The organism is Hymenobacter sp. 15J16-1T3B, from assembly GCF_020711235.1.
In the GTDB taxonomy this organism is placed as follows: Bacteria; Bacteroidota; Bacteroidia; order Cytophagales; family Hymenobacteraceae; genus Solirubrum.
Genome location: NZ_JAJFAV010000028.1, coordinates 18,378 through 30,166, shown reverse-complemented (window position 1 = coordinate 30,166; position 11,789 = coordinate 18,378). Strand labels below are relative to the sequence as shown.

Genomic DNA, 11,789 nt, shown 5'->3' with positions numbered 1-11,789 from the left:
GGTGAAGTGGTGAAGTGGTGAAGTGGTGAAGTGGTGAAGTGGTGAAGTGGTGAAGTGGTGAAGTGGTGAAGTGGTGAATACTATCTTTTGGGCCTAGTTGCGCTGCAAAGGTGATTCACAACTTCACTTTCACAATTTCACCCTTGTATTGCCAGCACGGGCAGCGTCACGCGAAACTCAGCGTCGTCGCGCTGCACCTGCACCGGCTCGGGCGTGAGGTGGCGGTAGCGCCCTTGCAGGTTGGGCAGCCCGATGCCTGTCGACTCGCCCGGGGCCACGCGGCGCGGGCGCAGGGAGTTAACCACCCGCAGGCGGCGGCCGGTCGGATCCAGTTCGATGCGCAGCTGCAGGGGCTGGCTGGCGGTGGCCACGTTGTGTTTCAGAGCGTTTTCGATGAGCAGCTGCAGGCTGAGCGGGGGCACCACGGCGTCGGCCGGCACCTGGGCCGCGCTGGGCATGGTCACCCGTAGGGCCTCGCCGTAGCGGATGCGCTGCAAAAACAGGTAGGACTCGGCAAATTCCAGCTCGTCCTGCAGGGGCACCACCTCGCGGCCGCGGGCGTCGAGCACGTAGCGGTACACCAGCGAGAGTTGGCGAATAAAGCGCACGGCCACTTTCGGCTCTTCCTCCACCAGCGAAGTCAGCGCGTTCAGGGCGTTGAACATAAAGTGCGGGTCGAGCTGCTGGCGCAGGGTTTCGGCTTCGGCCTGGGCCATTTCCTTTTGCAGCCGCTCGTTTTTCACCAGCGCCTCGCGCCAGCTCAGCAGGAAGGAGCGGCTGTGGAGCACCAGCGAAATCATCATGGCCATGCCCAGCGGAAACACGTAGCGCGGCCAGATGGCCACCGACCAGAGCACCTCCACGGGGCGGCCCTGATAGAGCACCAACAGACCGAAGTTGATAATCACGACCACCAGCAACGAGCCGCCGATGGAGAGCAGCAGCGTGAGCAGCAGACGCTTCACCGGCTCCTCGCGCCACGACACGTAGCCGTCGAGCCAGTCGACGGAGTAGCCGTTGCTCAGCCACAGCCCCAGCGAGTAGGCCACGTTCATCACGAAGTTGACCAGCATGTCTTGGGCATTGCCCCAGCAACGGGGGCAGGTAGTGGTGCTGGTAAACACCGACAGAATCAGCACCGACAGCAGCAGCCGCAGCCAGCGGCGCCGGTTCTGCAGCGACCAGCGGCGCAGCGGCGGAATCCGGGGGGTGTGGTCGGTCATGGCGGGGGCAGAAGCGGGCATTGGGCGGGGCAAGATAAGTGGGAAGCATGAGCCCGCCGCCCGGCCCCGGCTGCGGCGGTGGCAACCGGGGCCGGGCGGCGGGCCGGCGGGCTTACTTGGCGGCTTGGGCGCTGCCGGCCTCGTACTGCTTCAGGCGGCCCAGCAGCTGCCGCTCGCCCCAGTTCGGGGCATTGGGCGTGGCGGGCTTGAAGGCGGCGTAGCGGGTTCTGGCCTCGTCGTACACCGGCTTGGCGGCTTCGGCCCCGCCCCCAAACATCTTGGGCGTGAAGTACAAGTTGTTGGCCTGTACCAAGTACACGCGCGGGTTGGCCGGGTTCAGCTTTTGCGCCTCGGCCAGCGCCTCCTTGACTTTAGCCGAGTAAGTCATGGAGCGCGTCATCGGCGCGATGCCCAGCCGGGCCTGGTGAATGTAGGCCTGCAGCACCAGCAGCTCCGACTCGTCGCCGCCGAGCTTGCGGGCCTGCTGCAGCGCCGTTTCAGCCTGGTCGAGCTGCTTGTCCTTCACATCGCCGTCTTCCTTGCCCTGGAAGGTGGCAATGAGCAGGGCGTAGCTCTGGTAATAGCGCGGCAGCCAGTCGGCGGGGGCCACGGCGGCGGCGCGCTCCAGCTTGCCGGCCAGCTCTTTCAGCTGGGCCGCGTCGCCGGTGCTCATCACCTCCTGAATGGTGGCGCCGAGCATGTCCTGGTAGCCGGCGGGGGCGGCTTGGGCGGTGGCCGGGGCGGCGGGCTTGGCTTGTTGGGCGGCAGCGGGGGTCAGCGAAGCAGCGGCCAGGGCGAGGAGAAGCAGGTTGGTTTTCATGGGGACGGAAAGGAATGGAGGGTGAGGGCAGCGGGCGGGTTGCCGGGCTGGTGATTCAAAGGTGGAGGCCGGCGGCCGCGCCCGAAACTTTGGGTTTCCGAAGCGCCGGATGGAGCGGATGAACCGTTGCCGAGTAGGGCCGAAGCGTTGCGCCGGTTTGGCCCCGGGGGTGCCACGGCGGCCGGGCTTCACCGGGCTCCGGGCTACTCCGGCGCGGTTTCGGTGTCGGCGGGGCGTTTTTTGTTGATGGAGATGAGCAGGCCCACGAACAGCATGCGCGGGGCGGCGGGCGTCACGGCCACGCCCGGGTAGTGGCCGCTGGCGTCGGGTGTGGCGGCGTAGCGGTAACCGTACACGTTGTTGCGGCCCAGCACGTTGGAGCACGACACGTGCACGATGGTCAGGTTGCGGCGGATGCTCGTCACGTAGCTCAGGTTCAGGCTCAGGTCCTGGTAGCTGGGCGTGCGGCCCTGGTTGTAGCCGGGCAAGTTGGGGTCGTAGTAGCTGCGCGGGGAGCCGTAGCTGAAGGTGGCACCCAGCAGCGTGTGCAGGGGCTGCACCCAGTATTTGCTCACCACCGAGAGGTTGTGGCGCGAGGCGAAGGTGGGCACGGCCAGCTGCGGGTCCTGGCGCTGCTGCCGGCGGGTGTCCACCAGCCCGTAGCTGACCCAGTAGTCGAGGCCCTTCACCGTTTTCTTGTCGCGCCAGAACACGTCCACGCCGCGGGCGTAGCCCCGGCCGGTGCTCTGGTAGCTGCCGGGGCTGACGGGCAGCAGCACGGTGCCGGTCAGGCCCAGCGGGGCGTAGCGCACGAGGTGGGCGTAGTCCTTGTAATAGGCCTCCAGGCGCAGCGTGCGGTCATTTTTCACCCGTTGGTACGAGACCAGGTAGTGCGTGGCCCGCTCGAAGCGCAGCCCGGGGTTGTACTGGCCGAAGCGCAGCAGGTCGTTGGCCGGCGTCTGGTAGAAGTAGCCCCAGGCGCCCGAGAGCTGGGTGCCTTCGGCCAGCTGGTAGGCCAGGGCCAGGCGCGGGGCGGCGTTCCAGCGGCCGAGCACCCGTGAGTATTCGGCGCGGGCGCCGGCCCGGGCCACCAGCTGGTTGCTGAAGGCAATGTCCGACTCGGCAAAGGCGGCGGCGCGGGTTTCGTCGAAGCCCGAGCGCAGCACCGGGGCCGCGTCCTCGGCCGCGGGCTGGTACTGCTGCTGGTAGCGCTGGGCCAGCCCCTCGGCGCCGAGCTTGAGGTTCCAGTAGGTGCCGGCCGAGTCGTTGGTCAGCACCACGCGGCCCACCAAGCTCTGCTCCAGCTCGCGGACGCGCTGCACGTCGGGGCGAATGTCCTGCTCGTCGCGGGTGCCGGCCAAGCCGGTTTGCAGGCTCCAGCCGCGGCGCAAGGGCGAGCGGAACGTGGCGTTCAGGTACTCGTTGTTGTTGCGCAGCGCCACCGGCCGGCCGCCGTCGAAAGCCGGGTCGGGCTGGCGCAGGGCGAAGGCCGACCGGGTGGCCGCGCCGTACACCTTCAGCATGCCCAGCTCGCCCACGCGCTGGCGCACCGCCAGCGAGCCGCCCGCCGACTGCGGGGCGGTGGTCCAGCCCCAGCGCTGGGGCACCACGCCGTAGTAGGGCTGCAGGTTGGTGTAGTCGCCCGTCACGGCCACCGAGCTGCGCTCAAAGCGCTGCTGGTGCGAGAGGCTCAGCCCCACCGACAAAAGCGAAATGCCGGTCTGCGTTTCCGGCGCCAGGTCGTAGGAATTCAGCCCCACCACCGCCGAAAGGGCCTGCCCGTACTCGGCCGAGTAGCCGCCGGTGCTGAACACGGTGCCCTTGAAGAGGTTCGGCGAGAAGCGGCCGCGGGAGGGCACGCCGGCCACCGAGGCGTTGTAGGGGCTTTGCAGGGGCAGGCCGTCGAGGTACTGCCGGGTTTCGCCGGCCGCCCCGCCGCGCACGAACAGTTTGCCCTCCTCCCCCACCCGCGAGGTGCCCGGCAAGGTGTTCAGCGCCCCGTTGATGTCGGCCAGGGCCCCGGCGGTGGTTTGCACGTCGCGGGTGGTGAGCACGGTGCTGCGCTTTTCGTCGCTGGCCTCAAAGGAGCCGGCGGTGATGGTCACGTCGCCGAGCTGGTTGCGCACTTCCTTCAGCACCACGGCGAAACGGTGCGGCTGGCCGTCGAGCGGGGCGGGCTGCTCCTGAGGCTGGTAGCCGAGCAGCGTCACCAGCAGCGGTAGGGAGCCCGTCTGGCGAGTGGTAAAGCGGAAGCGGCCGAGCGAGTCGGTGGTGGCCCCGTCGAAGGTGGTTTTCAGGAACACGTTGGCCCCGGGCAGGGGCTGGCCGGCGGCGTCGCGCACGGTGCCGCTGAGGGTGGTGCTGGTGGCTTGGGCCACGACGGCGCTGGTGGTGAGCAGCAGCGGCAGGGCGAGGAGGAGCGGACGTTTCATAGCGCAGAAGGGCGAGGTTCTGCGTCAAAAGTGGCCGCCGCGGGGGCCTGCGCGCCACTTGCTGCTACCGAAGCGTCGGATAAGCCGGATGAAGCGTCCGTCTGCCCGATGAAGTTGCGGCCGCCGGGCGCGGGCTGGCGGCGCCCGACCCAGGCATCAGCAACCGTGCCCCAGCTACCACGTACCTAATTAATACCCTCACCACTAATTGCTTTCACGCTCTACCCCCCTTTTCCATCATGGCACATCACACCGTTATCGGCGTCTTCGAAGACGCCAGCCGGGCCCAGCAAGCCGCCCAAGAGCTGGAGGCCCACGACGTACGGCACGAGCATATCGCCGTGGCCGTGCACGACCCGCTCAATCCGACGCCTCCGGCTGCGCACGGCGTCATCGAGGATATTTTTCACACGGTGTTCAACAGCGACTCGGAAGCCCAGCGCTACGCCGAGCTAGCCCGCCACGGCACCACCGTGACGGTGCACGCTTCCTCCGACGAAGAAGCCGCGCGCGCCCGCACTATCCTCGACCGTTGCTCCGCCGAGGATGCCACTGCGTACGCCCAACAGCTTCGCTCCGGCTGGTTAAACGCGGACGCATCCAACCGAGCGAGCCGGGCCTAGCTGTTTCGTCTTGTTGATGCCGGATGAGGCCGGTGAAGCGGCTTAGGGCGGTTTTATCCCAGTTGCCATCGGCCCTTGCTATTCGGCGAGTGATTCAGCCACTCGCGGCGGCTCCAGGCCGCGCGACCCGGCGGCGCACAGCGGCCTAAGCGCCGGGCAACGTGATGGTAAACGTAGTGCCCACGCCCTCCTCCGACTGCAGCGTGAGCGTGCCGCCGTGACCGGTCGTCACGATGTCATGGCTGAGAGCCAGGCCCAGGCCGGTACCTTCGCCCACGGGCTTGGTGGTGAAAAAGGCCTCGAACACCTGCGCCTGCACCGCGGGGCTCATGCCCACGCCGTTGTCCTGCACCTGCACCTCCGCCCCGCCGTCGGGCAGCGGCCGGGTGCGCAGCGTCACGGTGGGCAGGTAGCCGGGCGCAGCGGCTTGCTGACGCTGGCGGGCGGCGTAAAAGGCATTGGTGCACAGGTTCAGCAGGGCGCGGCCCAGATCTTGGGCCGCCACGTGCAGCACTGGCAGCTGCGGAGCCAAGTCGAGGTGACGCCGGGCCTCAAAATCGGTAAACTGCTGGCGCAGGCCCTCGTAGGCCAGACCGAGCTGCTCGGCGGCCAGGGCGTTGAGGTCGGTGGGTTGGCGCGGGGTGTGGCCGGTGCGGGCGTGGTCGAGCATGCCCCGGATGATGGCCGTGGCCCGCTGCCCGTGCTGGCTGATGCTGAGCAGATTATCCTTAAGCCCGTCGAGGATTTCGCGGTCCAGGGCTCCGTCGCCGGTTAGGCGCTGCTGCCCGTTGATGGCGGCCAGCAGGTCGGTGCCGGCGGCGGCAAATTGTTTCACGAACCCCAGCGGGTTTTGCAGCTCGTGAGCCACGCCGGCCGTCAGCTCGCCCAAAAAGGCCATCTTCTCGCGCTGCACCAACTGAGCCTGCGTCTGTTTGAGCTCCACCAAGGAGGCTTGCAGGGCCGCGTTGGCGCGGCCTTGCTGGCGCTGGTGCCAGCCCAGCAGGCCTACCAGCGCCAGCAAGGCCGCCATGCCGCCGAGCAGGGCGTATTTCTGGTAACGGGCCCGCAGCTCCTGCTGGGCGACGGTAGCCTGTTGGGCACGCTGCCGCTCCCGGTAGTCGAGGCTCTGCAAGCGCATTACCTTCTCCTGCCCGAAGAGCGTGTCCTTCATCACCAGCATACGTCCCTGGTACTTAAAAGCGCTGTCGACGGGGCCGCGCCGCGTAAACTGCTGGGTGAGCAGGGTGCTGGCATTGAGCACGCCCCGCAGAAAGCCGTTGGATTGGGCGGCCTGGTAACCCAGGCGGGCGTAGTAGATGCTCGAATCGGGGCGGCCCTGCTGCTGGTAGAGCGCCGCCAGGCCCACGTAGGCGAAGTTGAGGCAGCGCAGGTGCTGCAGGCGCTTCGATTCGGCGATGCTGCGGCGGTAGTAGCCCAGGGCTTCGGCCACGCGGCCCTGCTTGCGGGCTTCCTGCCCCAGCCCGTACAAAATGTAGTTGGTGGGCGAGTGTAAGCGCTGGGCCATGGCGTAGGCCTGCTGCTGGTAGTACCCCGCCGAATCGAGTTGGTTGTAGAGGTCGTAGGCCAGCCCGATGTTGCTCAGGTCCAACACCTGCCGCTGCTCGTCGCGCAGCTGCTGGCCCAGGCGCAGCGCCTGAAAGTAGTAGCTCAGGCCCACCTGCCGGTCGCGCAAATACACGTAGATGATGCCGATGCTGCGCAGGTTCTGGGCCTGCAGGGCCCGGTCGTGGGTGGCCTGGGCCAGGCGCAGCGACGCCTGAAACAGCTCCAGCGCCCGGGCCAGGTTGCTTTCGCGCAGGGCCGCGCCCTGGCGGTTCAGCGCTTCGCCCTCGCCGTGGCGGTAGCCGGTGCGCCGGGCCAGGGCCAGGGCGCGGTCGGCGTAGGCAGCCGCCGAGTCGGTATTGCGGGCCCAGTACTGGTCGCTAATGCGGCACAGCAGCAGCACTCGGGCGGTATCAGAGAGCTGCGGCGTCTGCGCTTGGCGCAGCAGGCTGTCGAGCACCGGTGCACCCGGTGCCGCCCGTGACGAACCGCTGGCCAGCCCCCACAGGGCTACCGCGCAGAGCAAGCCCCGGAGCACAAAGCGGCAGAAGAAAGAAAGCGGCACGGAAGAGCAGAAAAGTCAGCGGCAGGGGCAGGTAGCCGCCGCGGGTGGAAGCACAAATATATCAGTAGGTTCTGCGGTTTGCAGCACGCAGCCCGGCGCCACAACCTCCACAGTTACCGGACGGCCCAATTGCGCCACGCGGGCCGACTCGCCGGCGGCGCGCGTGGCGTGTCATCAGGCCTTTCGGTAGTGGGTAATCCGATTTACCCGTAGTTGTTGCCTGGGTCGGCTATCCAGCGTCTACTTTTTCTGTCCCAAGTAGCACTGCGTAATATCCGCTGGAATTCATTTCTGGCCGAAGTTGCCGCAGCTCACGCGGCCTAGACTTGGTTAAAAACAACCCTTATCTGCTCGTAAACAGTACTATATATCTTATATTGCATAAATAAAATTATAGAATACTGGGCAATAACAATATTAGTTACCCGGCGTAAGCCTACCTAATAATTGCCCGACGGCTCCGGAAGCGGTTCACCTGCCCGCCTTTACCCAGCGCCGGGCCTTGCCCCCACCTGCCATGCATCCCACACCCGAGAATCGTCCGCTCGACGCATCCACTGCGTCCGTACCTGCCGAGCAGCCCATCGTGATTCCCGTCATCGAGGAGCAGTTGCGCGTGGGCAGCGAAGTGGTTGAAACCGGCCGCCTGCGCGTGACCAAGCAAGTGCACGAGGAGCACCACGACGTGACGGCGCCCACCGTGCGCGAGGAAATCGAGGTGCAACGCATACCGATAAACCAGTACGTGGACGTAGCCCCGCCGGCCGTGCGCCAGGAGGGCGACACTACCATCATGCCGGTGCTGCGCGAGGTGCTCGTGGTAGAAAAGCGCATCCTTTTCGTGGAGGAAGTGCGCATTACCAAGCGCCAGGTGCAGGCCGACACCACCCAGCCCGTCACACTGCGCCAAGAGGAAATCATCGTGGAGCGCCTCAGCGGCCACTCCCCGCCTAACCCGGCGAGTTGAGCTCCGGCTCGTCGTTTTTGTTTCTTTTCTTACTCAACCTGATCCAAACACCATGGCACAACAAACCGTCATTGGCATGTTCGACGACGCCAACCAAGCTCGTCAAGCCGCCCAACAACTCGAATCCGTCGGGGTAACCCGTGACCATATAGATATTTCGGCCCAAGGCGCCAGCGCTGAGGCCACCCGTGCGCAGGCCGACAACGACGGCATCAGTGGGTTTTTCCGTTCGCTTTTCAACAGCGACGACGAAGTGGAGCGCTACTCCAGCGTGGCCCGGCGCGGTGCCATGGTAACGGTGCACGCCGATACCTCGCAGGAGGCCGAGCGCGCCCGCGACGTGCTGGACCGCTGCGGCGCCGTCGACGTGGATGAGCGTGCCCAGCAGTACCGTTCCGGCTGGATGGGTGCCGGCCAGCAAAGCCTGAATCAGCAGGGGGCGGCCGCGCAAAACACCACAGGCGCCATTCCCATCATCGAGGAGCAGATGCAGGTGGGCAAGCGCGTGGTGGAAACCGGCGGCGCCCGCCTGCGCAGCCGCATCGTGGAACGCCCGGTCGAAGAGCACTTGCGCCTGCGCGAAGAGCACGTAAACGTGGAGCGCGTACCGGTGAACCGCCCGGCCACCGAGGCCGACATCAAAAACTTCCGCGAGGGCGAAATGGAAATTACCGAGCGCGCCGAAGTGCCGGTGGTCGGCAAGGAAGCCCGCGTGGTGGAGGAAGTACGCCTGGGCAAAAACGTGGAGGAACGCGACGAAACCGTACGCGGCACAGTGCGCCGCACCGATGTGGAAGTGGAGCGCCTCGAAGGCGACCAAGCCTTCCAGCAGCGCCGCATGAGCGAGGAGCACGACGATACGACCAACCGCGGCGGGCTGTAGCCTGTACGGGTATTCACCCAACACAAACGCGGCGGCTGAGTTTTCAGCCGCCGCGTTTGTGTTGGGTCACCGGCCCGAGCCACCCGCTCCCAGCGCCATGCCCCGTTGCCGGAGGCACCGGGAGCGGAGTCTGAACCAGGCCGCCGCGTCCTTAGCGCGCCGGCACCGGGTAGCGCCCGAACAGCTCGGTAATGGCCTCGTCTACCCGCCGGGCCGACTTCGCCGGGTCCTTGCTGAGCGGGCTGGCCGTGACGCCTTGCCACACCAAGTCGTTGCGGCCGGCGTCCACTACGTCGACGGTGACGGTGCCCACCGCGTAGGTGCCCACGGGGACGTCGCCGGCTTGCCAATGGTAGGTGCGCTGCCCGATGTAGTAAGGGGCGGCGTCGGTGCGGAAGTCGCCGGGCCGGGTTTGCACCTTTTCCTCGTTCACCACCCCGATGTTGACCCACAGCTCGGGCTGCTCGGCGCGCCGGTAGCCGCGGCGCTCCATTTCGCGGGCCACGGCCTGTTTCACTTCGTCGAGGCCTACGCTGGCGCGACGGAATTCGGCTTCGTTGCGGGCTTCGCCGGGCATGAAGTTGTAGGTGCGGTAGGCCCCAAAATTCACGCCGGGCGCCTGCTCCGTCGACTTGACTTCGGTGGCGGAGCAAGCCGCCAGCAGCGGCAGGGCAAGCAAGAACAATAGCTTTTTCATGGCTCTGAGAAGAGAAAGATGCCGGGCGGAGTCGCTGGCAACGCCCGGACGCGCTTATGTTTACGAACCGCCGCCGCGCAAGGGCATCGTTGCCGGCGGCGCTTACCGCCCCGCTCGCATGAACTGGCATTTTATCGGCAGCTGCCTCGACGGCGAAACGTTCCGCATCGGTGGCCTCGACGTGTGGCAGCACCCCTGGACCGCCCAGCCCCAAACGGCCCGCGTCATCGACCCGCATTACGGCGTCGCCAAGCAGTTTAACGTGTACCGCCTCGGCCCGCCCGAGGCGCCGGTGCTGTTTGCCGCCGGCGAATTTTCCAACGGCGTCTGGGGCTTTTACGCGCCGGCCGCAGCCGACGCAGCGCCCTGATGCGGCGGCCGGCCTAGTTGTTCGCCGCCTTTTGCGAAAGGGCAATGAGCACCGCGCCGCCGACCATCAGCAAGGCGCCGAGCACTAGCTGCCAGTTCAGCTTTTCCTTCAAGAACACGACGGCCAGAATCACCACGAACACCAGCGAAACTTTGTCGAGCACGCCGGCGCGGGAGGCGGCGCCGAGCTTGAGGGCCTGAAAGGAACACAGCGACGACAGGCAGGTGACGACGCCCGCCGCCACCAGAAACAGCAGGTCGCGGCGCGGAATGCTGCTCACGTCGGGCAGCTTGCCCTGCCACGTCACCACGCCCCACGACACCAGCAAAATCAGCACGGCCTGCACGGCAAAGGCTAGCACCGGGTCCACGTTTTTGAGGCCGATTTTCGACAAAGTCACCACAATAGCGGCCGACAACGCTGCCAGCAGCGAAAAAACCATCCACATACCTGATAATCAAGCGGCGGCGCACGACCGGGCGGGGTCCCGGCACGCGGCCCCCGCGCCTTGGGTGGTACGGCCCGCCGGGGGCGGGGTTACCGCGGCGCTACCGCCGACAACGCCGCCGCGTGCCCGCCGTACGGAAAGGCTGCCTACCTTCGGCCCGGCCAGACGCTTTCCCCCGTTACCGTGCCGTTGTTCCTTGTCTGCCTACCCCATCTTTTTCTGTGTACCTGCACCACGTTGCGGCGTATTTGCCGACCACCGTTGTTCCCAACGACCATTTTACCCGCCTGAACGGGCTGGCCTCCGACTGGATTATTGAGCGCACCGGCATCCGCGAGCGGCGCCGCGCCGCCCCGGGCGAAAACACCAATACCATGGCCATTGCGGCCGCCGAACGGGTGCTGCGCGAAACCCCGGCCATAGCCACGGCCGACATCGACCTCATCGTGGGCGCCACCTACACGCCCCACGACACCATCGTGACCCTGGCCCACGCCGTGCAGCACGCACTGGGCGTGGCCGATATTCCGGTCGTGAGCATTTCCTCGGCCTGCTCCTCGCTGCTGAACGCGGTGGAAATCGTGGAGGGCTACTTCGCCCTGGGCAAAGCCCGCCGGGCGCTGGTCGTCACTGCCGAGCACAACACGGCCTACAACAACGAGCACGACACCGTGGCCGGCCACCTGTGGGGCGACGGCGCGGCGGCCCTGCTCCTCACCCCCGAAAAGCTGACCGACACCGACTTGCGCGTCGACGAGGTGGTGACGGCCGGGGCGGCCACCGTGGGCAAGGCCACCACCAGCGTGACGCTGAAGCCGGTGGAGCGCGGCATCGTGATGCCCCACGGCCGCGACGTGTTTCAGTACGCTTGCCAGTACATGACCCAGGTAACCGAGCAGGTGCTCACGCGCCACGGCCTCACCGTGCAGGATTTGCGCTGGCTGATACCGCACCAGGCCAACAAGCGCATCAGCGACGTGGTGCTGCGCAACACCGGCCTCGCGCCGGAACGCCTCGTGTCGAACGTGGAAACGCTGGGCAACACCGGCTGCGCGGGCGCCGCCATCGGCCTGGCCGACACGCTGCCCGGCCTGCAGCCCCACGACCGGGTGGTGGTGACGGTGTTCGGCGGCGGCTACTCCTACGGGGCCATGCTGCTGACGCGGGAGTAGGTTCGCCGGGCCTGGCACCGCCGCGC

11 protein-coding genes are annotated in these 11,789 nt (G+C 66.8%); 5 read left to right on the top strand and 6 right to left on the bottom strand.

Annotated features, from left to right (window positions below; genetic code table 11):
- Window positions 1–137 precede the first annotated feature (137 nt).
- From LJ737_RS26455 to LJ737_RS26445, 3 genes are all read right to left on the bottom strand, one after another.
- Window positions 138–1,244, bottom strand: a complete 1,107-nt coding sequence (locus LJ737_RS26455; protein WP_227769791.1) for a sensor histidine kinase — start codon at window positions 1,242–1,244, stop codon at window positions 138–140.
- Between the two features lie 91 nt (window positions 1,245–1,335).
- Entirely contained in the window at window positions 1,336–2,043 is a 708-nt protein-coding gene (locus tag LJ737_RS26450) for a hypothetical protein (protein ID WP_227769790.1), read from the bottom strand.
- A 203-nt stretch (window positions 2,044–2,246) separates the two neighbouring features.
- Entirely contained in the window at window positions 2,247–4,475 is a 2,229-nt protein-coding gene (locus tag LJ737_RS26445; protein ID WP_227769789.1) for a TonB-dependent receptor, read from the bottom strand.
- Between the two features lie 239 nt (window positions 4,476–4,714).
- Between LJ737_RS26445 and LJ737_RS26440 the strand changes: the two genes are divergently transcribed.
- The gene (locus LJ737_RS26440; RefSeq protein ID WP_227769788.1) at window positions 4,715–5,098 is read left to right on the top strand and encodes a hypothetical protein; all 384 of its coding nucleotides are present in this window, start codon (window positions 4,715–4,717) and stop codon (window positions 5,096–5,098) included.
- Between the two features lie 145 nt (window positions 5,099–5,243).
- Here the strand turns inward: LJ737_RS26440 and LJ737_RS27235 are convergent, their stop codons facing one another.
- The gene (locus LJ737_RS27235) at window positions 5,244–7,226 is read right to left on the bottom strand and encodes an ATP-binding protein (RefSeq protein WP_227769787.1); all 1,983 of its coding nucleotides are present in this window, start codon (window positions 7,224–7,226) and stop codon (window positions 5,244–5,246) included.
- Window positions 7,227–7,743: 517 nt separating this feature from the next.
- On the opposite strand from LJ737_RS27235, the gene LJ737_RS26430 reads away from it, so the two are divergent.
- A complete protein-coding gene (locus LJ737_RS26430; RefSeq protein WP_227769786.1) occupies window positions 7,744–8,193 on the top strand; it encodes a YsnF/AvaK domain-containing protein in 450 nt (149 codons plus the stop codon).
- A gap of 52 nt (window positions 8,194–8,245) precedes the next feature.
- Entirely contained in the window at window positions 8,246–9,076 is an 831-nt protein-coding gene (locus tag LJ737_RS26425) for a YsnF/AvaK domain-containing protein (RefSeq protein WP_227769785.1), read from the top strand.
- A 151-nt stretch (window positions 9,077–9,227) separates the two neighbouring features.
- Here LJ737_RS26425 and LJ737_RS26420 read toward each other — a convergent pair whose 3' ends face one another.
- Window positions 9,228–9,773: a DUF4136 domain-containing protein gene (locus tag LJ737_RS26420; protein ID WP_227769784.1), complete on the bottom strand. Its 546-nt coding sequence runs from the start codon at window positions 9,771–9,773 to the stop codon at window positions 9,228–9,230.
- Window positions 9,774–9,891: 118 nt separating this feature from the next.
- Between LJ737_RS26420 and LJ737_RS26415 the strand changes: the two genes are divergently transcribed.
- Entirely contained in the window at window positions 9,892–10,143 is a 252-nt protein-coding gene (locus tag LJ737_RS26415) for a hypothetical protein (protein WP_227769783.1), read from the top strand.
- Window positions 10,144–10,156: 13 nt separating this feature from the next.
- Here LJ737_RS26415 and LJ737_RS26410 read toward each other — a convergent pair whose 3' ends face one another.
- The gene (locus LJ737_RS26410; protein ID WP_227769782.1) at window positions 10,157–10,591 is read right to left on the bottom strand and encodes an EamA family transporter; all 435 of its coding nucleotides are present in this window, start codon (window positions 10,589–10,591) and stop codon (window positions 10,157–10,159) included.
- Window positions 10,592–10,812: 221 nt separating this feature from the next.
- Here LJ737_RS26410 and LJ737_RS26405 point away from each other — a divergent pair, with 221 nt between their 5' ends.
- Window positions 10,813–11,763 (top strand): 3-oxoacyl-ACP synthase III family protein, encoded by a 951-nt coding sequence (locus LJ737_RS26405; protein WP_227769781.1) that lies wholly within the window; start codon window positions 10,813–10,815, stop codon window positions 11,761–11,763.
- Window positions 11,764–11,789 lie beyond the last annotated feature (26 nt).

Bases quoted from the DNA above. Each gene is read 5' to 3' on its own strand.
- LJ737_RS26430 (WP_227769786.1), top strand. From the start codon at position 7,744: ATGCATCCCACACCCGAGAATCGTCCGCTCGACGCATCCACTGCGTCC.
- LJ737_RS26410 (WP_227769782.1), bottom strand. From the start codon at position 10,591: ATGTGGATGGTTTTTTCGCTGCTGGCAGCGTTGTCGGCCGCTATTGTG.
- LJ737_RS26445 (WP_227769789.1), bottom strand. From the start codon at position 4,475: ATGAAACGTCCGCTCCTCCTCGCCCTGCCGCTGCTGCTCACCACCAGC.
- LJ737_RS26440 (WP_227769788.1), top strand. From the start codon at position 4,715: ATGGCACATCACACCGTTATCGGCGTCTTCGAAGACGCCAGCCGGGCC.
- LJ737_RS26425 (WP_227769785.1), top strand. From the start codon at position 8,246: ATGGCACAACAAACCGTCATTGGCATGTTCGACGACGCCAACCAAGCT.
- LJ737_RS26415 (WP_227769783.1), top strand. From the start codon at position 9,892: ATGAACTGGCATTTTATCGGCAGCTGCCTCGACGGCGAAACGTTCCGC.
- LJ737_RS26450 (WP_227769790.1), bottom strand. From the start codon at position 2,043: ATGAAAACCAACCTGCTTCTCCTCGCCCTGGCCGCTGCTTCGCTGACC.
- LJ737_RS26420 (WP_227769784.1), bottom strand. From the start codon at position 9,773: ATGAAAAAGCTATTGTTCTTGCTTGCCCTGCCGCTGCTGGCGGCTTGC.
- LJ737_RS26455 (WP_227769791.1), bottom strand. From the start codon at position 1,244: ATGCCCGCTTCTGCCCCCGCCATGACCGACCACACCCCCCGGATTCCG.